The organism is Paenibacillus sp. 1781tsa1 (assembly GCF_024159265.1).
Lineage (GTDB): Bacteria > Bacillota > Bacilli > Paenibacillales > Paenibacillaceae > Paenibacillus.
This window is the reverse complement of record NZ_JAMYWY010000001.1, coordinates 3,969,065-3,990,241: the sequence shown is the minus strand read 5'-3', so window position 1 is coordinate 3,990,241 and position 21,177 is coordinate 3,969,065. Positions and strand designations below refer to the sequence as shown.

Genomic DNA, 21,177 nt, shown 5'->3' with positions numbered 1-21,177 from the left:
TCTGAATTTACACTTTAGTATGTTGGATGGTCGCCGGATCAAGCTGTCTATACAAAATGCGGTACCCATATGGGTCAAGTTTAATATTCATCATTCCCTCGGTTGGAAACACAGGCTCTTCAGTCAATGCATCCTTCCAGTCTTTCGTTTCCATGGGATGAGAAAGCGTTCGATCTTGAGGTGTATTATTCATCCATACGGTAAAGTGAAGGTTGTCATCCACACGTTCGTAGACAATACAGGGATCATGGTGATCAGCCTTAAGGAATCGGAAGCGTCCTTTGCGCAGGGCTTCATTGCTTTTGCGTAAATCGATCATCAGACGATAGAAATCATACAGTTCTCTGTCTTGCTTGGCGGGGTCCCATTCCATACATTTTCGACAATCCGGGTCAGCATCACCACTAATTCCCACCTCATCGCCGTAGAAAATACAGGGTGTACCGATATAAGTGAAAAGAAATACAACCGACAACTTTAATCGTCGTTTGTCTTCTCCTAAGCGGGTCAGCAGTCGTGGGGTATCATGGCTGCACAGCATATTGAAGATTACTTCGTTAGTTTGTTGCGGATAGCGCATAATCAGTGAACCCATCTCGTTGGCAAAGTTATAACCATCCATTGAACCACAGAAGAACTGAAGCACTTTGTCGGCAAATGGGTAATTCATAACTGAATCAAATTGATCACCCATAAGCCAGGTTAAGGAATCGCTCCATACTTCACCAACAATATAGGCTTCCGGATTCGCTGCCTTAACAACCTTGCGAAAATCACGCCAGAAATGGTTGTCCACCTCATTTGCTACATCCAGACGCCAGCCATCCAGCTTGATTTCCTTAATCCAGTACTCTGCTACATCAAGTAGATATGCCTTAACCTCAGGGTTGGCTGTATTGAACTTGGGCATGTTGCCATAGAAACCAAATGTATCGTAGGTAGGTATACCGTCTTTGATCTGAACCGGATATTCATTGATGTGGAACCAATCGGCATACTTTGAGTTTTTTCCATTCTGGAGAACGTCTTGAAAAGGAGGGAAGTCTTCACTGCAATGGTTAAACACAGCGTCAAGCATGACCCGGATACCCAGGCGATGGCATTCTTCTGTCAATTGTTTGAGCAGGGCATTGTCACCGAAATGGGGGTCGACTTTTTTATAGTCTATCGTGTCGTATTTGTGGTAGGAATTGGCTTGGAATAGCGGGGTAAAGTAAATGGCGTTCACGCCAAGTTCGGTCAGGTCATGCAAATGATCCAGTACACCTTGCAGATCTCCACCAAAATAATTGTCCAGTTCAGGTTTGCCACCCCAGTCATGGGTTTCTTGTGGATTCAGCTTGGGATCTCCATTAGCAAACCGCTCAGTCATGATTTGATAAAAGACGGCTTCTTTAGCCCATTCGGGTACCTTAAACACATCGATTTCATGTATATACGAGAACTCATAATATCCTCCGGTTGGATAGGGGGGCTCATAATGAATTCCGTTATCGGCAAGAAAAACATCTTCCGAACCGGCGGTTATTCGAAATATATAGGTGAGACGTTTAAATTGTGGCTTGACAGCAGCCTCCCAATAATCAAACATGTTATCCGCAGCAGCCTTCTCCAGTTGTATTTCCTTATACGTTCCGTTCCAATTGTACTTATCTCCAGTCAGTGCAGTCACGTATTGCACATCATTTCGTTTGGTTCGTACGCGCAGATGTATGGTAGACGAATTATAGGCATAAGCCCACTTGTCACGAGGAACATGATACATGGCTTCGAGCAGCATGACAGCACCTCCTGAATATAGAATAAGTTACGAAAACCAGTCTTTTTGAACACGCACTTATAGTTATAAATAACCAAGTTAGCCAGCAAATGAATCACATTTACTGTAATAAAATGAATTATTTTCATCGTTTTCAAAGGTTTCTTTCACAGCATCTCCAGCTTATCGCTGAATATACGTACAGATATTTAAGAAAAAGGCACCCTGAACAGCTTAAAATTCAAGTCTGTTTAGGGTGCCTATATTACATGTTGATTAGATCTTAGCGAATAGCTTGCTCGAACTCCGTGCGGATGGTTTGAAGTAGCTCTGGCTGACTCAGTACGTCATAAGCTGTTGTAGCAAGTGCCTTGGCTCCCAGAATCATGCCATCCAGCGCGCGCTCCTGAAGTGCAAGGTCACGGAAGGCAATGGAGTGCAGGGTATGAACCTCATCCACAACACGAATGTAGGGGTGGATTGCAGGACATTTCAAGGAAACGTTACCGATGTCCATTGAGCCATGATCGTTACCACTGACAATCTCTTCTTGCGGGATGCCGAGTTCCATCAGATTTTGACTAAACGCAGCTGAGAATGCCTCATTGGTGACCATCTCGTCGTAGGACGTTTCATAGTTGGATGTCACCAGCTTGCAACCTGTCTGGAGAGCAGATCCTTCAGCGATCTGAATCACACGTTCTGTGAGGACATTCAGTTCTTTGCGGGTTGCTGCACGTACATAAAATTGGGCAGAAGCGTAGTCAGGAATGATGTTCGCTGCCTGACCTCCATTGTTGATTACACCATGAATCCGAACGGTGCTTTTCACTTGTTGTCGGAATGCATTGATTCCGTTGAACGTTTGAATGACAGCATCAAGTGCGTTGATGCCTTCATGCGGACTTGCAGCAGCATGTGAAGATCGGCCATGGAATTCAAATTGCACAGCATCAATAGCCAGCGAGCTGCCAGACTTTTCGTAGGCATAATACGGATGTGCCATAAGGGCAACATCACAGTCATCGAACACACCTGCTTCCGCCATTGGAACTTTGGCACCACGTGTCTCTTCAGCGGGTGTGCCAAACACTTTGATCGTTCCACCTATCTCATCGAGAATGGATTTCAGCCCAACAGCAGCTCCAAGACTCATCATGCAGATCAGATGGTGACCACAAGCGTGACCGATCTCCGGCAAGGCATCATATTCGCACAATAATGCAACGGTAGGGCCGGGTTTGACAGCGGAATACGTTCCGATAAAGGCTGTCTCCAGTCCAAGGATCGGAGCCTCTACAGTGAAACCGTGGTAGTCCAGTTCTTCTTTCAAACGGGCAGAAGCGAGATACTCTTCATTTCCCAGTTCGGGGTTGGCGCCGATATATGATGAAATGGCTTTAAAACGGGAAGCATATTGATCAATAACCGTCAGAATTTGTGATTTGTTAGCTGTCATTAGTAAACTCCTTATGCAAAAATGAAAATAATTCATTGATTATATCATGTTTGCTTCAATTTTTCAGAAACAAGTCAAGATTTGTAATGTTAAAATGCATTGCATAATCATGCATTGTACTTTATAATGACTCAGTCATCAACATGAGAAGCATACAAAGTATTGTAAGGGGAGAGAAAAAGGTTGAAATTAATAAGTCGTTACACCATGATGCTGTTAACCTTTGTCGTTCTGCTGACAACTGCCGTTCCTGCGGCACTTGCAAGTGGAACTACAGATAATTCAAGCAGTAAAAAGCTGGTGCTCGGTACAAGTGCCGATTTTGCACCCTATGAATTCCATAAAGTGATTAATGGCAAAGATGAAATCGTCGGTTTCGATATTGAGATCGCCAAAGAGATTGCCAAAGATCTTGGCGCTGAGCTTGTGATTGAGGATATGGGCTTCGACGGTCTTCTGCCTTCATTGCAGAGCGGGCGTGTTGATCTGGTAATTTCAGGTATGACGCCGACGGATGAGCGGAAGAAAAGTATCGATTTTTCCGATACCTATTATAAATCAAAACAAGTGATTATGGTTCGCAATGTGGATAAAGACAAATATCCAACCATGGCAGAACTTGAAAATGCGAAAATTGGCGTTCAGAAAGGCTCCATTCAGGAAACGATCGGACAGAGTATTCCAGGAGCGAAGCTTACTGCGCTTGATAAAATCTCCGATATCGTGCTTCAACTGCAAACCAAACGCATTGACGCGGCAATCGTTGAAGACACTGTTGCTGCAGGTTATCTGGACGATATCATTGGACTTGCTGCTGCTGTTCCGGACGAAGAGCAAGCAGAAGCTGCAATCGGGATTCGTAAAGGAAATACTGAGCTGCTAGCTGCAGTAAATGGAACACTTGAGCGATTGAAAAGTGAAGATAAAATCAACCAGATGGTGACCGACGCCAGCCTCTTGATGGCGGATAAAGCGAACAAATCACAAAATATTTTCCAAGTATTCTGGCAGTACAAAAGTTTTTATGCTACAGGTGTAGGATACACACTTCTGTTGTCTGCACTTGGGGTTATCTTCGGGGTAATTATTGGATTGATCATCTGTTTGTTCCGTTTGCATGACGCTGCAATCTTGCGCTGGATCGGTACAGCTTACGTTGAAGTGATCCGTGGCACACCGATGCTGGTACAATTGATGATTATTTACTATGGTTTTTCCCTAAGCTTTGGCATTAACTTCACGGCACTTCAGGCAGGTATCATTACACTTTCAATCAATAGTGGTGCCTATCTGGCGGAGATTTTCCGTGCAGGTATCCAAGGTGTGGATCGTGGTCAGTTGGAGGCAGCGCGTTCGTTAGGTATGGGAAGAGGCGCCGCGATGCGTTATATCATATTGCCACAGGCCTTCAAAGCTGTATTACCTGCGATCGGTAATGAATTCATTACCATCATCAAGGAATCCTCTATTATCTCCGTTATCGGTATGGTGGACATTATGTATCAGGCAAGTGTGGTCAAAAACATTACGTATCAAGGCTTGAGTCCATTTTTGATTGCAGCAGCCATCTACTTTGTAATGACGTTCATTTTGTCCAAGCTGCTGGGACGACTGGAAAGGAAGTTGAGTGCAAGTGATAGACGTTAGACAATTACACAAATCTTATGGAAATAACGATGTGCTTAAGGGCATTAACGTGACGATTGGCAAAGGTGAGGTTGTCGTGGTCATCGGACCTTCCGGTTCAGGTAAAAGTACATTCTTACGTTGTTTGAACCTGCTGGAGCAGCCTACCTCGGGAGAGATTGATTTTGAAGGCGTGTCAATCACGGATCCCAAGCACAACATTAACGCAACTCGGGAGAAAATGGGTATGGTGTTTCAGCATTTCAACCTGTTCCCACACAAAACGGTAGAGCAAAACATCACGATCGCTCCGATTAAAGTGAAGAGACAATCCACTTTGGAAGCGGAGAAAATTGCTGCTGATCTGCTTAACACCGTGGGTTTGTATGATAAAAAAGATACATTCCCGAATCAGCTGTCCGGTGGACAGAAGCAGCGGATCGCCATTGCTAGAGCATTGGCCATGCAGCCTCATGTCATGCTGTTTGACGAGCCTACGTCGGCATTGGACCCCGAGATGGTCGGTGAGGTACTGGATGTCATGAAACGTCTTGCAGAAGGCGGTATGACTATGGTCATCGTAACACATGAGATGGGTTTTGCACGTGAAGTTGGAGATCGAATCCTGTTCATGGATGGCGGGGTTATTGTGGAAGAGGGAACACCTGATGAGGTGTTTGGAGCACCGAAAAATTCACGTACACGTGATTTTCTTGCGAAAGTACTCTAAATGAAGTGATTAAATAGCGTTACTGACTTCAAGTCGGTGACGCTATTTTTTATTGAAAATAATTATATATGGAATTCAAAAAAGTAACTATTCTGTTACCAAATATATAGGGGATATCTCTTCCGACACTTTTAGATTATTCAGTATTCTTACACGTGCTTACACATGTTAAAACCATTTGGTAAGAATTACTACAAGTTCAGGTTACAAAATTGTGATATATTGAACTCTGCCGAAACTTCCGGACAGGGAGTGCGGGGGATGTAACGATGCAGATTGTGCAGGGGGAAGATCTACAGCACACTGCTTGGGGTGAATTAGGGGTACATATCGTTTCAAATGTAATGATGAACCTATAGGGTGGGCTCCTCATCCGAATCCGACAACTAACTTCGCAGGCATAATGAGGGAGGAAGACCATGATTAACAAGAAACGTATAGCCAAAACAGCAGTAGCATTAATGACAACAGCAATGCTCATTCAAGCCGTTCCGGCTCACGCCGATTCAGTTCATGTGGCCAAAGAGGGGGATACCTTCTACACCTTATCGAAACAATACGGAGTAGCAGTTAACACGTTAGTTAAAGCAAACAACGACATTTCGCCTTACAACATTTATGGTGGTTTGAAAATTACGATTCCCGCTAAGGCAAACAATGTAGCTGCCGCGGCGACGGAAAGCAAGACCCAAGCCAAAACGGTTACCACAGCAAGCTTGGACGTTAACACAGATAACAAAGTGGTTCAAGCGTGGGGTAAAACATTCGATTACAGTAAAGCTGTGAACGTGAAAGCAACGGCATACTCTGCAGATCCGTCTGAAAATGGAGGATGGGGTGCGGTCGATTATTTCGGGAATGACCTTGAACTGGGTACGATTGCAGTTGATCCAAGTGTGATTCCACTTGGAACCAAAGTACTGGTAACGGGTCACAGCCATCCAGGATTGCCAAAACAGGCTTTTGTAGCCACAGCACGTGACGTGGGCGGTGCAATCAAGGGTCACAGGATTGATATCTTCATCCCTGGTAGCAAGCAGTCGGTAAGCACATTTGGTTTTCAGGATATCGAGTTGTACATTCTGAAGTAGAGCGTAAATTACATCTAAAATGAATTCAAACAGGGTGTCTGCCAGTCGCTAACTTGCGATTGAACAGCACCCTTTTAATATGTTCATAATTTCCTGAGACGGTTATTCTATTCTTTGGCCTTCGGTAATCCGAGCATTTCGTCCAAGGTAACCAGTTCATACCCCCGGTTACGCAGTTCCTCAATAATTTCAGGCAAGGCCTCGATCGTGCCATTCAGATTGGATCCTACACCGCCTCCTGCATGTTGCAGAATGATGGATCCAGGTTTTACGGCAGATAAAATGTTATCTTTCACCTTTTCCTTGGGAAGACCTTTCCAGTCCAGGGAGTCAACGTTCCAGTTCACAATACTATAATGTTGTCTGGCAGCCCATTTCAGCTGTTCTTCATTAATGTCTCCGTACGGAGGTCGAATCATCTTGGGCGTGTATCCCGCCAAATGGCGAATGATATCCCCGGTATGTAAAATTTGTTTGCGGAAGGCATTCATCGACAGTTTACTGAACTCTGGATGATTGTAGCTGTGATTGCCAACAATGTGCCCTTCCTTAACAATCCTTTTTACCAAATCGGGGTGCTTCTCAGCACGACTACCAACGATGAAAAAAGTAGCTCTGACTTTATACTTTTTCAGCAGATCCAACACTTGCGGAGTGAACCGTGGATCGGGCACATCATCAAATGTCAGCGCAACCTGTTTCGTTGAAGGACCATTGGTTTTGAACGTATCGGCATATTTTTGACGTAACTGTCCCAGTGTCAGTTGTTCTTCTTCTACGGAATCAGAACTGGATACCGATTCACTTGGCGGGTCTGAAGCATCCCGTGATGAAACTGGTGGAGCTTGATATCCTCCGAGAAAAATAACGATAACCATCAGCATAATGAGGCGTACGCGCACAATAACAGCCTCCTTTTCCAAAATGACGTTCTCTTTGGTATGCCCGGGGGTTTGAAAAAATATGCGCAGTGTGAGAAGTTTCATTGCTGATTTAATTCATGACAGCCATAATTCCTCCATATATAACATATAGAAAAGGATTGGTGGAATAACTATGAGTACATATGATTTGAAATCCATACGTTTACAGGTGATTGAAGCAGGAGAGGATAAGGTTTTTCTCGTTACCGGAGGAAAGGCTCATATTGGCGCTGTAGCCACGTTCTATGTGGAAGATGAGCGGGTCAGCGGCACGACGGTCCATATTCCGGGACATAAGGAACAAGAACTGTGTGAGCGGCTTGCCCGAAAGGCTGCCCAACAATTAAAAATGACCGTTACGGTAATCATGGGAATCCATTTTGATTCCATTACACGGATGCAGATCGACGAAATCGTGCAGACTGCAGAGAGGCTAATGGAGGATCATCTCAACAAGGAAATGTGATCTTCCTAAACAATTGCTTGTTTTGATTTTATTTTATTTGCTAAAATTGAAACGAGTTGTAGATTGTTACGTATGTATGTTTATATACGATGTAATATCGACTAGGAGGAATAACATAATGTCCATTTTCAAACGTTTGCGTGATTTAACCATGTCTAACATCAACGCCATTATTGACAAGGCGGAAGACCCAATCAAGATGACGGACCAATATATCCGTGACATGCAAGAAGACCTGGAAGATGCGGAGAAAGCAGTAGCTCAACAGATCGCCATTGAGAAGAAATTCAAGCAGCTATTCGAGGAGCAGGAAGCTCTGGTGAAAAAACGTGAAGAGCAGGCGCATACGGCGGCACGTGCTCAAAACTTGGATCTGGCCCGCAAGGCTTTGGAAGAGAAAAAAGCGGCTGAAGAGAAGATGGTTGAGTACAAAACCAGCTATGATCAAAACAAGGCTTCTGCAGATAACCTGCGTGGCAAGCTGGACGAGATGCGTAAGCAACTGACTCAAATGAAGAACAAACGCGAAACACTGGTAGCCCGCTACAATGCAGCAAAAGCGCAAACGGAAATCAACAAAGCGTTGAATGGGTTTGGCTCCGATACTGCAAGTGCTGGTATGAAGCGCATGGAAGAGAAAATGATGCAGATGGAAGCACAGGCAGAAGCAAGCAACGAGATGTCTTCCAAAGGCAAATCGCTTGATGAGGAGTTCGAGAAGTTGGGTAAAGATCAGGCTGTTGAAGACGAACTCGCAGCATTGATGAAACAGTACGATAATAAAAACTAATACCTTGGTTGTCAGCAGGGTTAACCGGCGGAGGAGAAGAGCGTTTCTCCTTCGCTTTTAAATGCGGTTCATGTTGAGATGTGGGGGCTGTGTAAATGGATTTGAACATTTTGGCGATGCTGGTCTGGACAGTATCTGGTTCGGTTTTGCTGTTTGTCTTGATGTATGTCGATTCACTGTTCACGAAATATAAGGATTTTGCTGAAGTTAAGGCTGGCAACATGGCAGTTACCACTCGTATGGTGATGAAATTATTTGCACAAGGCTATGTACTTGCTACGTCCATTTCTACGGCTGGTCATCTTGGAGAAGCGCTGTTGGTGTCCGTGGTATCCTTTATCATTTTGTTGATTCTGGAGAGTGTCGTTCACTTTATGATTCGCAGATGGGCCAATCTCGATCTGGATACTGGAATTCAGCAAGGGAAGACAGGTTACGGGTTGTTCTCCGGCGCTTTACATATCGTGGGCGCACTGATTATTGCAGCTTGTTTATAAGATAAGGAACAGGAGTAATTCTCATGAGTGTATGGAAACGAATTAAAGGAATACTAACGAAACCTGAACCACCGCAGGCAGAGAAAACGATGCTACAGCTTGCACCTGGTGATATCTGTGAGGTTTCTCTCGTCACTTATGAAGTCGTTGGTCGGGTACAAAATCGCGCTCGAAATGCAGTTGTGCTCACGCTTCAGGATGGTACCGCATTTCGATATTTGCATATCGAAGAACGGGAACTCACACGTTACGCCCTATATACACCCATTGATGGCAGGCTTGATGCACCTGATGAAGTGCCTACATTGCTGGATCTGGATGGACGCGCATATCATCTGGAGGAAGAGTATGGAGGAATGGTATCTACGGCAGGCAGAACACCATATGGCCAGGCTGGAGAACAATTAGTATGGCAGTATCAGTCCGATGATAATATGCTTCTTCGCGTGGAGTGGCAAGACAGAAGATTTACACTGTATGAGGGTGAGTCCATTCTTCCTGCGGATATCAAAGTGATTCGTTCGAGCTAGGAGAGGTTCCCAATGAAAAAACGCTTGGCACATGGATTAAAATTAATGCTGGTCCTCAGCCTTGTGATGTCTCTGTTGTCCGCGTGCGGAGCACCTTCTGTTCAGGACACATATCCGCTTGAATCGGTTAACGGTAGTGGTAACTCAACGTCTTATGTGTACCGGGCTTCGGACCGTACCGTTCCGGAAGTGGCTCAGGAATTGTCTGACCAAAGGCAACCGGATCAGATCTCGGCAGAGAACACAGAGCGTATGTTCCTCGTGTATCAGGACGAGTATTATCACCTGCAACAAGACCCGAACAAGCCCGAGGATACCTTGGTTGAGGTGGACTCCAAAGAATATGTTCGGCAGAACTACGATTCATCTTTTCTACAAGGCTACCTGACCGCTACATTAATTGGTAATCTTTTTGATTCTTTTGGCGGGCGAGGTTATGGCAACTATCGGGGATATACCAACAAAGATACGTATAAACCGAGTGCAGGATCTTACCGTGCGCCAACAAGTAATGACAAGAAGCTTGCTCCACCTATTACTGTCGATCGGAAAGGTACGATTACAAGGCGTGGAAGCGATAAAGATTCAAGCGTGGGATCTGGCGGAGGATTATTCAACCGCAACAAGGATCAAAGCAAGGGAACCATTGATCGCAACAAAAGCAGTGGTGGTCTGGGCGGGTTGTTTGATTCACCAAAAAAATCCTACAAAAAACCGAAAACCAGAGTGGGCGGCGGCCGCATTATGAGGCGTAGATAATAATCTAATCCTAAGCGTGGTTGCCAACCATCAAATAGTCCAATTCATAAGAACAGTGAAAAGGTAAGGCGGATTCATCTCTGCCAGCACATCTACCTTGGAGCTGTTCTTTTTGGTTTATGATTTGCGAACATGATTGGATTTACGTACACGGGGAATGGTTGAAGCAGGTTGTTTGCGAATCCAGCGGATAAATGGAACCATTCGTTCATCCTGTCTTAAGGACTGCAGGTCCGTAAGACCAAGCGTTACAATATCGCGATTGGTATATAGCGAATGGATCTGTTTGTGACAAGGGATGCACAAGTTGGCCGTAGGCAGAAAGGTTCCTCCCATTTCTTTGGGTGTCAGATGATGAACGGTCGTGTCCACAGGTTCTCTTCCGCATAATTCACATTGGTCACTCATGATGATTACCTCCCTTTGTAAATTATATTATGGGCAGACAAGAGTCCTTTCATGTTAAATATAAGGTCAAGGAATGTTACACCTACATGAAAATAAGATTTTGTCACAGGATTCAATTAAGTGATGTGCTTGTTATCTTACCGCATTCGGGCTACACTTTCTTAAAAGATGATATGTCACTAGGAGGTAAGAAAACTTTTGAAACTGAACTCACATTCACATGATATGACAACTGCCAAGTTCAACCGTACAGCTGTACAGGTCCCGGATGCCCAAGCCAAAGTAGCAGCACGAGTTACTTCAGGCTCTATAGAGAAAGTTCACCTTGAGTCTGCCCATGGACGTACTCTTGCAGAGAGCATTCAGGCACCGCATCCGTATCCATTCTTCCGGAGATCGGGTATGGATGGATTCGCGATTATAAGTACAGATACCATAGATGCATCGAGTGATCATCAAGTTTGGTTTCGTGTAATTGATGAAATTCCTTGCGGCTACACCTCGGACCACACTATTGTTTCAGGTACAACGGCTCGCATCATGACGGGTGCACAGGTTCCGGAAGGTGCAGATGCGGTAGTCATGATGGAGATGACGGAGAGCAAGGTAGAGAACGGAGAACAGTGGATTGCATTGAAACGGCACATATTGTCGGGTGCTAACATTACACCAATCGGACTGGAAGTCCAAGAGGGACAGCAATTGCTTGAAGCAGGCACGATCATCAGAGCAGGAGAGCAGTCCGTGTTAGCTACTTTTGGCATAGCAGAAGTTCCCGTATTTCAACGTCCAAAGGTGGCGATATTCGCAACAGGCACGGAATTGCTTGATGTGGATGAGCCATTACAACCAGGTCGGATTCGCAACAGTAACAGTTACATGCTGCGCTCTCTGGTCGTTGAAGCAGGTGGAGAGCCTGTGATGTACGGTTCAATTGCGGACGATGTGAATACAGCCAGGGCCAAATTGGAAGAAGCCATACAAGATAATGATATCGTAGTGACCACAGGTGGTGTATCTGTCGGGGATTATGATATTATGGGCGAACTTGTGCTGGAAGAACATGTGGAGATGTTGTTTAACAAAGTGACGATGCGACCAGGCAGTGTAACCACAGCTGCTGTGTATAAAGATAAATTACTTTTTGCACTTTCGGGTAATCCGGGGGCATGTTTTGTGGGTTTTTGTCTCTTTGTACATCCAACCATTCGTTCTATGCAGGCGGATGCTCATCCTTATTTGGAAGAATGGACTGCAATTTTGGAAGAAGAATACACGAAAGTGAACAATTTTACACGGTTCGTACGTGGACGCACAGAGATCCGCAACGGAATGGTGTACGCTATACCGGCTGCTGCCCGTGTAGATGAATCCAGTGTGATGATCACTATTAAGGACAGTGATTGCCTGATTGTTGTTCCGCCTGAGAAAAAAGGTATTCCTGCGGGTGAGCAGGTACGTATTCTCAAACTGCCCACAGGTCATGTGAGGTAGTTGATAGATGACTACAATGAGTGATACCAAGCCACATATCATACAGATTGTCGGATACAAAAACACGGGCAAGACAACCCTGACAACCGCGTTGATCGGACACTTTTCTTCCATGGGACTTAAGGTAGCAGCGATTAAGCATGATGGACACGATCATTTTGAGATGGATCAACAAGGAACGGATTCGTATCAATTTGGGGAGGCAGGGGCCGCGGCTGTGGTTGTCATGTCAGAGAAACGTACTGCGATTATGGAACGAAAAGCAACCAGGCTGGAGGATATGTTAAGTCATCTGTCCGGGTATGATTGGATTGTTATTGAAGGATTCAAGGATGCTTCTTATTCCAAATTCGTGATGGTTCGAGAAGAGAAGGATCTGACTTTGGTTGATCAGCTTGAAGGGGTAGTGGGGATAATCTCATGGTTATCTTTAGAGCAATTTAAGGAGCGGAGCATCGTAAGCGATATGGCTTGGTACTCCGTTCATGAAACGCAGGAGATAGCCAAATCGTTGTTAGAGATGGTGCAAAGCGAATGAGTAGGCTACGTGGGTAAGGTAAGAGAGATTATAAAACGTAATATTTATTATGTAAACCTAAATTGTTTATAGTGTTACATCGGATCTAGATTATTTTTATATTATCAGGAGAATCCATCAAAAAAGCAGCAGACCTTTCTCGGATCAAAATCCTTGATGCGGTGTGCTGCTTTTATCTTGTTAGAGAGGTTACATCCCGTCGTCAGTACGACGTTCGATGGCTTCGGACATCGTTTTGTCGGTAAGGTGAGCATAGATCTCGGTTGTTTCCGTAGAAGCATGTCCAAGCTGCTCCTTGGTTTTGTAGATATCATTTTGCAAATAATAGTCGGTTGCGAATGAATGTCGTAATTTGTGCACGGTCAAGTATGGTTTGCCAAAACGTTTGGCATATTTCATAATCATGGCCTGGATCGCTCTTTTGGTCATTCGGCTTCCTTCTGAATCTCCGTTACGCAAAGCAATGAACAGACCTTTCTCTCGCTTGGGCGTACGATAACGTGATTGCCGTAAGTTCATATAGGTCGCGAGTTCGTCCTTGGCCTGTTCCCTGAAATAAACGGGTGTTTTGTACGTCTCATCATTATTACCTTTGCGATATACATACAGGAGTTTGTTGTTCAGATCGAGGTCATCGACGTTCAGGTTCACAACTTCCGATACCCGTAAACCTGAATTGAGTATCAGGCTGGCGATGCAGGCGTCCCGTTCTTTGTTCAGCTCATGGGAATACAGTGCCTGTTTGTTCTTCTCCATATCGACAGCGTAACCTTCAAGGATATAGCCGATAAATTCTAGCAGTTCCTCTTCCTCCAGAATTTTACCTTTGAGTTTGGCAGCGGTGTCCTTGGGTTTATGGGTACGTTTGATCTCGATTTTGGCCATAATGTTCCGCTTCAGCAAAGGGTAAAAGTCTTCATCTTCCGCAATCTGGCTCAGGTAATGAAAAAGGGAGCGAAGGGAAGAGAGTTTGCGAGAGACGGTAATTCTGGAATTGGTTCCTTCCCGTTTGGTTGTGAGAAATAACCGATAGGCGGTAACCGAATCCATGCGCAGGACTTCCAGTTCATTCAAAGTTACTTCTTTATTAGAGCTTGCCTCGGACAGCCCTTCTGCTCGCAACCAACCGAAGAAAGCTTCATAATCTCTCAGATATTCGAGCAGGGTTGAAGGGGACAAGTCAGGTAGCTTGTAGTCCATGAATTGCTGAACGAACCAAGGCATGGAAGGTAGTTTTTCATCCAGCTTGCATCGATCAATCTCTTTTTGCACGTTGGTCAAGTTCGACACCTCCATGTGAAAAACATATAAAATTAATATTCAATCTAATCCTATTCTATGCTCTAGTGTACCATAATTTACATGCTCACAGCCTGTTCACCGAAGTAGGCAGTATATTGATGGGATGCTTCCTTGCCCTTCGGCACGTAAACCTTTAAAGTAATCAGTATACGTAGAGCAGAGGAGGTGAACCGGATGAATATGAAAATAGAGCTGGTTCCCCGCGAACGCAGTCAGGTGATTCGGCATTTAATGCAATTTTATCTATATGATTTTACCAAATATCTGAATATTGATGTGGACAGTAACGGTATTTTTCCTGAATATCCCGGTCTGGAGGCATTCTGGACAGAAGAAGACCGCAAGTTTCCTTTTTTGATTTCAAGTGATGGGGCACCTGCAGGGTTTGCTCTGGTGGAGAAATTGGAACCTGGAAGTAAGGATAACGACTACTATTTGACTGAGTTTTTTGTGATGCAAAAATATCGGCGCAGTGGTGTGGGTACTCGGGCAGCCTATGAATTGTTTAGACGTTTCCCAGGGAGATGGAAAGTGACCCAGGTTCGTAACAATGTCATTGCGCAGGCGTTCTGGCGTAAAATTATAGGAGATTATACGGGAGGCCGTTTTCGAGAGAAGTTCCATCCGGAACTGGGCAATCCAAGCCAGTATTTTGTAACCTGATCCCAATCGGGATTTACCTACATATAAAACATTTGCTTAAATGAACAATTTAATGAAGGAGTGAGTGACATGAACGTACCCACATTCCATCTCGATGGACAGACAGCATTGGTGACAGGTGCAGGGAGAGGGATCGGAAAAGCAATTGCGATTGGACTTGCCCAGTCAGGCAGTGACGTTGTACTTGTATCCCGAACAATGAAAGAAATAGAGGAGACAGCTGCTTACATTTATGAACAGACAGGGCGTAAAGCGCTCGCTCTAACTGCGGATGTGACATCAAGAGAACAAATGGAAGAGACGTTTCAAGAGGCGATCTCGGAGATGGGTAGTCTGGACATACTGGTGAATAACGCAGGTATGAACATACGGACACCAGCACTTGAAGTTACGGACGAGCAGTGGGAGACCATCATGCAGACAAACTTAAAATCGGCTTTCTTTGCTTCGCAATTGGCGGGTCAGCATATGAAGGAGCGCGAGGGTGGGAAGATCATCAATATCTCTTCGGTAGGCGGCCACACAGCTCTTCGAACAGGGGTCGTATATGGCGCGACCAAAGCTGCATTGATTCATATGACCAAAGTTCTTGCATTGGAATGGGGGAAATATGGAATCCGTGTTAATTCAGTAGGACCATGGTATTTCCGAACACCGCTGACCGAAAAACTGCTGGATGATCCCCAGTATTTGCAGGAAATTGTAAGTCGTACACCGCTACAGCGAGTGGGAGAACTGGAAGAAGTGGTAGGGCCGGTTGTGTTCCTGGCATCAGATGCAGCGGGATATATAACGGGTCAAACGTTGTTGGTTGACGGTGGAATGTCCATTTATGGTTTCTAAATAAATGAAGTTGGGTGCAGTCTGGAAAAGTGGGTGGCTTAACCAACTCATGGGTAATAACATATGGGAAGTTATCTGTATTTCTATTTATCTGTACCCAATTCACTGAACTTGGAGGACGATAACCATGGAACTACGTAATTACGGAAACACGGGCATGAAGGTAAGTACACTTGGATTTGGCGGAGCGGAAATAGGCAAAAATGTATCCAAAACGGATGTAGCGACATTGTTGAATAGTGCCCTCGATGCCGGATTAAACGTGATTGACACGGCTGAATGTTACGGTGACAGCGAGGAATTAATCGGTGAGGTGCTGTCCCATCGGCGTGACGACTACTATTTGTTCACCAAATGTGGACATGCTGCCGGGATCGAAGGTCCGGATTGGGATGCCAAAGTACTGGAGCAAACGATTGACCGTAGTTTGAAACGGTTGAAAACGGACTATGTGGATGTTATCCATTTGCATAGCTGTTCTGAAGAAGTTCTTCGACAAGGAGCAGTAATTGAAGTACTGCAACGTGCCAAGGAAGCAGGAAAGACCAGATTTATCGGATATAGTGGGGATACAACAGATGCGCTGTATGCGATTCAGACCGGAGTATTTGATAGCCTGGAGACTTCATTAAATATCGCAGATCAGGAAGCAATTGATCTTACGTTGCCTGAGGCAAGAAAACGAAACATGGGTGTAATCGCGAAAAGACCAATTGCCAATGCGGCCTGGACGTATGAAACACTTTCGGAAGAGGCTTATCCATTTATATACTGGAAGCGCTTAAGTGAACTTAACTATGGTTTTCTGGGTGAAGATGCTCAGGCAGCGGTAGAAACAGCACTGCGTTTCACGCTAAGTACCGAAGGCGTAGATACGGCTATTGTAGGAACAGCCAAGCCCAATCGCTGGCAGCAAAATGCCGACCTTGTGGCTAAAGGGCCACTACCACAGAAATTATATGATGAGATTAGAGCACGATGGAAAGAAATCGCCGGAGCAGATTGGACTGGCCGGACTTAATATAATGCATATATTTTAGGGAGTCGCCATTATGGCGGCTCTTTTTATACCCAACATAAAATATTTTCAACATATGAAAAATTCACAACAGCATTCGGAACAGAGGCTGAGAAAAATTTTAGGGAATCATGGCTAAACGTAAGCCAAGTCCGATAACCGATGAAAAAGGAAAAATTCCAGGAAGTAGCCCTTCTTACAAACGACTAAATTTATAAAAAACAACGAAGCTTTTGAGATCATAAGAAAAATAGCAAGTCTTCGTTCGATATGAATGAAACAACGACTTTATTATATTATTTCAACATATGAAAAATTCACAATAGAAAGATCATTCTCTCACTTTAGTTACCATATCACATAAAGTTTCGTTAACGCTCCGACATGTTTAAAAGGAAAACCACTCCAAGCGATAGAAGTCAACAACATTTTTTTTCGGATTTTAAATAGGATTGAGAATATCCTTCGGAATGATGCCTAAAAGTATATAGCTTAAATTCCTCATCAGAATAAATTAAACATATTAAATATTATGTAAACTAATAATAATTCTTTTGGTAATACGGACATAAAACCTCCATGACCTGTAAATCGTAAGGGGAACAGGTTGAAGGAGGAGCTTCATGAAAAGTCAGCAACACCGTAAAAAAGACAACGATAAACTAAGTTGGGTCAGCCTGTCTTTATTTGGCGCGGGTTGCACACTGGGAACTGGATTTTTTCTAGGAACCAGTCTCGCAATTCATTGGGCCGGCATATCCGTGCTTATATTGTTGGTGCTGGCGGCGGCAGGTACTTACTTTGTATTTGGTGCGCTGGCACAGATGACCGCAGATGATCCAAAGGAAGGTGCTTTTCGAACGTATGCAGGCGAAGCATTCGGACCTTGGGCTGGTTTTGGTAGTGGATGGATGTACTGGTTCTCTGAAATGCTCATCATGGGCAGCTCATTAACGGCACTTGGGCTGTTCTCTCAATTCTGGTTTCCCAAGTTTCCGCTTTGGGCATTTGTTGCGATCTATGCCGCTATAGGTCTGTTCATTGCTGCACTGGGAGCGAAGGGATTAACCAAAACGGAGAATATTCTTGCTGTAATCAAACTTGCTGCAACGGTTGCATTTATAGCTATAGCAGGAGCAGCTTGTCTGGGTTGGTTACCTGTAAAAGTGACGCCTGAACAATTAAAGAATGAATGGTTCCCTCATGGAGGTAAAGGAGTATGGACCGGTTTCATCTATGCATTCTTTGCTTTTGCCGGGATCGAGGTCATGGGCTTGATGGCAGCCAACCTTAAAGAGCCAAAAGATGCAGTGAAATCAGGTCGAGTAATGTTATTATCGGTGAGTACACTCTATGTGATTGCCATTGCGTTGATCCTGTTTCTTGTGCCTTCAGCTCAGTTGACCCCGGATGAAAGTCCTTTGGTCAAAGCCATGTCAACCATTGGCTTAACCGTAGTCGTGCACATTCTCAACGGAATTCTGATTATTGCCGGATTCTCGACGATGGTGGCTTCGCTATATGCCATTACGTCCATGTTGGTGAAACTCGCAGAAGATGGAGATGCACCTAAGCTGTTTACGAAGACCTGGGGGAAAAAGGACATGCCACTTCAGGCATTGTGTTGCACAGCGGCCGGATTACTCCTGTCTACGTTGATGGCATTATGGATGCCCAAAAGCCTTTTTGAATATGTGACGACAGCCGGTAGTCTGGTGTTGATGTATACATGGCTACTTATCTGCATCACATACATTAAGAAATTGAAGCCTGTGAAGTGGAATCGCATCAAAGTATGGATTGCCATGGTATTAATTGTGGCCGCTGTGGCCGGAACAGCGATGGAAAAAGCCAGCAGAACGGGTCTGCTGGCAAGCGTGGGACTTGTGGTGTTCCTTGGGATCATCACATATATTGTTCACAAAGTACGTGGCTCCAAATCGGCGCAATCTTCACCCTCCAGACCTTAAGCAACTTTCACGGAGGTTACCCAATATATGAAGAGTACGTAATAAGTGCTTAGGATTATTTCGTCAACTTGCCCAAAGCTTGCTTCATCCGCATGAATGGACATTTGGAAGGTGTCTGCTCATCATCAGGCAAAAAATATTGTTTCCATTCCAGATTATCCTGCTGACCATACCACATCAGTGAAGGGTGAGCAGGTACAGCATCATACGCGGCGAGACGTTTGCGGATTAAGGTTTTCATTTTACGGCCAAGAGGGGTGTTGTCATTAATGGATTCGAATACCCACCGCGGTTGAAAAGCAAACATGAGATAAGGAAAATGTCGGCTGGCTCGGAGTTTATGTGCTGGAGTCGCACAGAAACAAAAATATGGCTCACCCCCAAAGCAAAACTCCCAAGACGAATCATGAGGGTCAGTTGAAATATGTTCCGGCCAAGGCTCGGTATCGTGTGAACTTACCCGATTAAGCATTTGCCAGAATAAGGTCTGATATTGCTCCACCGTTGTGTGATCTTTCAGATCACTTGGCGTCTCACAGATCACGACCATGGAAGCATAATGACCGGTGTCTCTGGAGACAGGACCATATTGTCTAAGCAGATCGGCCATATCTTCAGCAGCATGTTCTGATCGGGGGTCACACGTAAAGCCATATCTCAAATGTCCTGACAGAAATCCCATTCGTCCTGGTACACATGGATACGTATTATTTTCATCGGCAATCATATCTGCAAATTGCGAATAAGCGTCCTGCTGCCAAGATGGAAGACGCTCATATAAACTATTTATTTCGTCGGCACTATACAGCTCCGCCATTGATTCCCAACTCCATTCCACATGATACCGTTACAGTATTAATGTGGGGGAAGTTGGGTGACTGTCCAGCCTGATTTTATTGTCAGAAAAAAATGGAGCGCACAGCTTCGTACCCGAAATACAAACCAAATCCGATCAGGCAAATTCCTGAAATGATGGAGATCCAGCGCAATACATTCTCACTGCTATGTTTGTGGAATCGACTGGCCATGCCAGCCATAATGACATCCCACACCAGGATACCGATGAATATGCCTGAACTGTAGAGCAACAAATGAGCGGTGTCCGTATGCTTGACAGTTGTCGCGAGAATAGAGCCATAGATCCCAAGCCAGAACAAAATATTCAGTGGATTGGACAGAGCCATCAAAAAGCCGGATATAAAGGATTTTCGAACAGTGGCTTCCGCAGTAGATGTACCGTGAATCCCCTGTTTCAGCTTCGAGAGCGTTTCCACTCCCGTGTAAATCAGAATAAAACTGCCAAATGACCAGAGAAAAGAGCGCATGAACGGCGTGTCCAGAAAATGGGCAACTCCAAAATAAATCAGCAGCATATACACCAAGTCTGCAAACATAGCTCCGAGTCCTAGAATCCAGGCATGCATGAATCCATGTCGAGCTCCACGGTCCAGTTGAGCAGCATTAATCGGACCGATTGGAGCGGACAATGATATTCCCAGAATAATATAACTGAACAGTACAGACATAAATACGTTCACTCCTTAACGGGTTCGACGAATTGTACCAGTCGTCACAGAAAATGGGTACAAGTCATCGTATTCCCGCAAGGAGTGAATTAGAACAGCTGCTTTTTATCATAGTGCGTCAAGGCTTGTTATTCTGTTAAAGTTCCACATCCAATTGGATTGGGGTGCAGTTGTAGCCGTTGCATGAGCTTTCTTCACAAGGGCAAGCGGAGAGCCCGATCGTGAGATCCATTAATGCCTCCATCTCGATATAATCACCTGCACGAGAATCGGGAGCTACAACATCAATCTTACCTTCACTGTCTACAACCGACTTCATAAACAGATTAAAGGGATAGTGTTGATCCGGCGGTAAGATTCCGAAGGGTTCCAGTGCCGTGTTCAGATTGTGATAACAACTGGCGTGGTCCTTTTTATCGTATAACACCTCATACATTTCTGGACGACAAGCTGAGTTGAAGAAATCATGAACCCCAACGGTGTCACGGACAATCTTGAGTAATGGTTGATATTGATTGGAATACACAAATTGTCCCGGTTTAATTCGGTAAGTACGTAATACGTCCATGGTCACACCGGGGTCCAAGCGATGGTTAGCATCTGTAGCATCGTATGCCACAAAATCAATAACTTGCTGTCCCTCCAGATCCGTTATGCGTAATAAGGAACCTTTGCTTACTTTCAGAGCATATCCCGTTTTGGCAGGGATACGATAAGACTGTTTATGGCGCTGATTCGTATTCATCCGTCACATTCCTCCGCTACTTTTTGCTTTCAGTATGCGG

22 protein-coding genes and 1 riboswitch are annotated in these 21,177 nt (G+C 44.7%); of the genes, 14 read left to right on the top strand and 8 right to left on the bottom strand.

The window, feature by feature from the left end:
- Positions 1 to 7 precede the first annotated feature (7 nt).
- Both NKT06_RS17505 and NKT06_RS17500 read right to left on the bottom strand, forming a co-directional pair.
- Entirely contained in the window at positions 8 to 1,780 is a 1,773-nt protein-coding gene (locus tag NKT06_RS17505; RefSeq protein ID WP_253437133.1) for an alpha-glycosidase, read from the bottom strand.
- Positions 1,781 to 2,042: 262 nt separating this feature from the next.
- A complete protein-coding gene (locus NKT06_RS17500) occupies positions 2,043 to 3,218 on the bottom strand; it encodes a M20 family metallopeptidase (RefSeq protein WP_253437128.1) in 1,176 nt (391 codons plus the stop codon).
- A 210-nt stretch (positions 3,219 to 3,428) separates the two neighbouring features.
- On the opposite strand from NKT06_RS17500, the gene NKT06_RS17495 reads away from it, so the two are divergent.
- From NKT06_RS17495 to NKT06_RS17485, 3 genes are all read left to right on the top strand, one after another.
- A complete protein-coding gene (locus NKT06_RS17495; RefSeq protein WP_483311623.1) occupies positions 3,429 to 4,865 on the top strand; it encodes an ABC transporter substrate-binding protein/permease in 1,437 nt (478 codons plus the stop codon).
- The gene (locus NKT06_RS17490; RefSeq protein WP_253437122.1) at positions 4,852 to 5,574 is read left to right on the top strand and encodes an amino acid ABC transporter ATP-binding protein; all 723 of its coding nucleotides are present in this window, start codon (positions 4,852 to 4,854) and stop codon (positions 5,572 to 5,574) included. Before NKT06_RS17495 ends, NKT06_RS17490 begins: the two co-directional genes overlap by 14 nt.
- A 220-nt stretch (positions 5,575 to 5,794) precedes the next feature.
- Positions 5,795 to 5,991: riboswitch (cyclic di-AMP (ydaO/yuaA leader) on the top strand.
- 2 nt (positions 5,992 to 5,993) lie between these two features.
- Positions 5,994 to 6,665: a 3D domain-containing protein gene (locus NKT06_RS17485; protein WP_253437118.1), complete on the top strand. Its 672-nt coding sequence runs from the start codon at positions 5,994 to 5,996 to the stop codon at positions 6,663 to 6,665.
- A gap of 107 nt (positions 6,666 to 6,772) precedes the next feature.
- Here NKT06_RS17485 and NKT06_RS17480 read toward each other — a convergent pair whose 3' ends face one another.
- Positions 6,773 to 7,567, bottom strand: coding sequence for a polysaccharide deacetylase family protein (locus NKT06_RS17480; RefSeq protein WP_253437114.1), 795 nt, complete (start codon positions 7,565 to 7,567; stop codon positions 6,773 to 6,775).
- Positions 7,568 to 7,721: 154 nt separating this feature from the next.
- On the opposite strand from NKT06_RS17480, the gene lpdD reads away from it, so the two are divergent.
- The 5 genes from lpdD to NKT06_RS17455 all read left to right on the top strand — a co-directional run bounded on the left by lpdD (position 7,722) and on the right by NKT06_RS17455 (position 10,630).
- Positions 7,722 to 8,054: a prenylated flavin chaperone LpdD gene (gene lpdD / locus NKT06_RS17475; protein WP_253437111.1), complete on the top strand. Its 333-nt coding sequence runs from the start codon at positions 7,722 to 7,724 to the stop codon at positions 8,052 to 8,054.
- Between the two features lie 118 nt (positions 8,055 to 8,172).
- Positions 8,173 to 8,844, top strand: a complete 672-nt coding sequence (locus NKT06_RS17470; protein WP_253437108.1) for a PspA/IM30 family protein — start codon at positions 8,173 to 8,175, stop codon at positions 8,842 to 8,844.
- Positions 8,845 to 8,939: 95 nt separating this feature from the next.
- Positions 8,940 to 9,341 (top strand): DUF350 domain-containing protein, encoded by a 402-nt coding sequence (locus tag NKT06_RS17465; RefSeq protein ID WP_017688100.1) that lies wholly within the window; start codon positions 8,940 to 8,942, stop codon positions 9,339 to 9,341.
- Positions 9,342 to 9,364: 23 nt separating this feature from the next.
- A complete protein-coding gene (locus NKT06_RS17460; protein WP_076317633.1) occupies positions 9,365 to 9,871 on the top strand; it encodes a DUF4178 domain-containing protein in 507 nt (168 codons plus the stop codon).
- A 12-nt stretch (positions 9,872 to 9,883) separates the two neighbouring features.
- Entirely contained in the window at positions 9,884 to 10,630 is a 747-nt protein-coding gene (locus NKT06_RS17455; protein ID WP_253437105.1) for a DUF4247 domain-containing protein, read from the top strand.
- A 117-nt stretch (positions 10,631 to 10,747) separates the two neighbouring features.
- Here NKT06_RS17455 and NKT06_RS17450 read toward each other — a convergent pair whose 3' ends face one another.
- Positions 10,748 to 11,038: an HNH endonuclease gene (locus tag NKT06_RS17450; RefSeq protein ID WP_253437102.1), complete on the bottom strand. Its 291-nt coding sequence runs from the start codon at positions 11,036 to 11,038 to the stop codon at positions 10,748 to 10,750.
- Between the two features lie 225 nt (positions 11,039 to 11,263).
- Between NKT06_RS17450 and NKT06_RS17445 the strand changes: the two genes are divergently transcribed.
- Positions 11,264 to 12,532 (top strand): molybdopterin molybdotransferase MoeA, encoded by a 1,269-nt coding sequence (locus tag NKT06_RS17445; RefSeq protein ID WP_253442631.1) that lies wholly within the window; start codon positions 11,264 to 11,266, stop codon positions 12,530 to 12,532.
- Between the two features lie 7 nt (positions 12,533 to 12,539).
- Positions 12,540 to 13,070, top strand: a complete 531-nt coding sequence (mobB, locus tag NKT06_RS17440) for a molybdopterin-guanine dinucleotide biosynthesis protein B (protein ID WP_253437099.1) — start codon at positions 12,540 to 12,542, stop codon at positions 13,068 to 13,070.
- 189 nt (positions 13,071 to 13,259) lie between these two features.
- On the opposite strand, the gene xerS is transcribed toward mobB, so the two are convergent.
- The gene (gene xerS, locus NKT06_RS17435) at positions 13,260 to 14,366 is read right to left on the bottom strand and encodes a tyrosine recombinase XerS (protein ID WP_253437095.1); all 1,107 of its coding nucleotides are present in this window, start codon (positions 14,364 to 14,366) and stop codon (positions 13,260 to 13,262) included.
- A 180-nt stretch (positions 14,367 to 14,546) separates the two neighbouring features.
- On the opposite strand from xerS, the gene NKT06_RS17430 reads away from it, so the two are divergent.
- The 4 genes from NKT06_RS17430 to NKT06_RS17415 all read left to right on the top strand — a co-directional run bounded on the left by NKT06_RS17430 (position 14,547) and on the right by NKT06_RS17415 (position 18,866).
- A complete protein-coding gene (locus NKT06_RS17430) occupies positions 14,547 to 15,035 on the top strand; it encodes a GNAT family N-acetyltransferase (RefSeq protein ID WP_253437092.1) in 489 nt (162 codons plus the stop codon).
- Positions 15,036 to 15,104: 69 nt separating this feature from the next.
- Positions 15,105 to 15,878: an SDR family NAD(P)-dependent oxidoreductase gene (locus tag NKT06_RS17425; protein ID WP_253437089.1), complete on the top strand. Its 774-nt coding sequence runs from the start codon at positions 15,105 to 15,107 to the stop codon at positions 15,876 to 15,878.
- A 127-nt stretch (positions 15,879 to 16,005) separates the two neighbouring features.
- Positions 16,006 to 16,899, top strand: coding sequence for an aldo/keto reductase (locus NKT06_RS17420; RefSeq protein WP_253437086.1), 894 nt, complete (start codon positions 16,006 to 16,008; stop codon positions 16,897 to 16,899).
- Between the two features lie 620 nt (positions 16,900 to 17,519).
- Positions 17,520 to 18,866 carry an amino acid permease gene (locus NKT06_RS17415; RefSeq protein ID WP_253437083.1) on the top strand — a complete coding sequence of 449 codons (1,347 nt, stop codon included), beginning with the start codon at positions 17,520 to 17,522 and terminating at the stop codon, positions 18,864 to 18,866.
- A 55-nt stretch (positions 18,867 to 18,921) separates the two neighbouring features.
- On the opposite strand, the gene NKT06_RS17410 is transcribed toward NKT06_RS17415, so the two are convergent.
- The 3 genes from NKT06_RS17410 to NKT06_RS17400 all read right to left on the bottom strand — a co-directional run bounded on the left by NKT06_RS17410 (position 18,922) and on the right by NKT06_RS17400 (position 21,137).
- Positions 18,922 to 19,683, bottom strand: a complete 762-nt coding sequence (locus tag NKT06_RS17410) for a YqcI/YcgG family protein (protein WP_253437081.1) — start codon at positions 19,681 to 19,683, stop codon at positions 18,922 to 18,924.
- A gap of 82 nt (positions 19,684 to 19,765) precedes the next feature.
- On the bottom strand, positions 19,766 to 20,392 hold the full coding sequence (locus tag NKT06_RS17405; RefSeq protein WP_253437078.1) for a LysE family translocator: 627 nt from the start codon (positions 20,390 to 20,392) through the stop codon (positions 19,766 to 19,768).
- A gap of 136 nt (positions 20,393 to 20,528) precedes the next feature.
- Entirely contained in the window at positions 20,529 to 21,137 is a 609-nt protein-coding gene (locus NKT06_RS17400; RefSeq protein WP_076250280.1) for a DUF1989 domain-containing protein, read from the bottom strand.
- Between the last annotated feature and the right edge of the window lie 40 nt (positions 21,138 to 21,177).

What these genes read in the sequence shown, in the direction of transcription:
- NKT06_RS17470 (WP_253437108.1), top strand. Translation starts at nt 8,173, where the DNA reads ATGTCCATTTTCAAACGTTTGCGTGATTTAACCATGTCTAACATCAAC.
- NKT06_RS17415 (WP_253437083.1), top strand. Translation starts at nt 17,520, where the DNA reads ATGAAAAGTCAGCAACACCGTAAAAAAGACAACGATAAACTAAGTTGG.
- NKT06_RS17445 (WP_253442631.1), top strand. Translation starts at nt 11,264, where the DNA reads ATGACAACTGCCAAGTTCAACCGTACAGCTGTACAGGTCCCGGATGCC.
- NKT06_RS17450 (WP_253437102.1), bottom strand. Translation starts at nt 11,038, where the DNA reads ATGAGTGACCAATGTGAATTATGCGGAAGAGAACCTGTGGACACGACC.
- NKT06_RS17485 (WP_253437118.1), top strand. Translation starts at nt 5,994, where the DNA reads ATGATTAACAAGAAACGTATAGCCAAAACAGCAGTAGCATTAATGACA.
- xerS (WP_253437095.1), bottom strand. Translation starts at nt 14,366, where the DNA reads ATGGAGGTGTCGAACTTGACCAACGTGCAAAAAGAGATTGATCGATGC.
- NKT06_RS17495 (WP_483311623.1), top strand. Translation starts at nt 3,429, where the DNA reads ATGCTGTTAACCTTTGTCGTTCTGCTGACAACTGCCGTTCCTGCGGCA.
- NKT06_RS17420 (WP_253437086.1), top strand. Translation starts at nt 16,006, where the DNA reads ATGGAACTACGTAATTACGGAAACACGGGCATGAAGGTAAGTACACTT.
- NKT06_RS17500 (WP_253437128.1), bottom strand. Translation starts at nt 3,218, where the DNA reads ATGACAGCTAACAAATCACAAATTCTGACGGTTATTGATCAATATGCT.
- lpdD (WP_253437111.1), top strand. Translation starts at nt 7,722, where the DNA reads ATGAGTACATATGATTTGAAATCCATACGTTTACAGGTGATTGAAGCA.
- NKT06_RS17455 (WP_253437105.1), top strand. Translation starts at nt 9,884, where the DNA reads ATGAAAAAACGCTTGGCACATGGATTAAAATTAATGCTGGTCCTCAGC.
- NKT06_RS17430 (WP_253437092.1), top strand. Translation starts at nt 14,547, where the DNA reads ATGAATATGAAAATAGAGCTGGTTCCCCGCGAACGCAGTCAGGTGATT.
- NKT06_RS17505 (WP_253437133.1), bottom strand. Translation starts at nt 1,780, where the DNA reads ATGCTGCTCGAAGCCATGTATCATGTTCCTCGTGACAAGTGGGCTTAT.
- mobB (WP_253437099.1), top strand. Translation starts at nt 12,540, where the DNA reads ATGACTACAATGAGTGATACCAAGCCACATATCATACAGATTGTCGGA.
- NKT06_RS17405 (WP_253437078.1), bottom strand. Translation starts at nt 20,392, where the DNA reads ATGTCTGTACTGTTCAGTTATATTATTCTGGGAATATCATTGTCCGCT.
- NKT06_RS17465 (WP_017688100.1), top strand. Translation starts at nt 8,940, where the DNA reads ATGGATTTGAACATTTTGGCGATGCTGGTCTGGACAGTATCTGGTTCG.
- NKT06_RS17410 (WP_253437081.1), bottom strand. Translation starts at nt 19,683, where the DNA reads ATGGCGGAGCTGTATAGTGCCGACGAAATAAATAGTTTATATGAGCGT.
- NKT06_RS17425 (WP_253437089.1), top strand. Translation starts at nt 15,105, where the DNA reads ATGAACGTACCCACATTCCATCTCGATGGACAGACAGCATTGGTGACA.
- NKT06_RS17460 (WP_076317633.1), top strand. Translation starts at nt 9,365, where the DNA reads ATGAGTGTATGGAAACGAATTAAAGGAATACTAACGAAACCTGAACCA.
- NKT06_RS17400 (WP_076250280.1), bottom strand. Translation starts at nt 21,137, where the DNA reads ATGAATACGAATCAGCGCCATAAACAGTCTTATCGTATCCCTGCCAAA.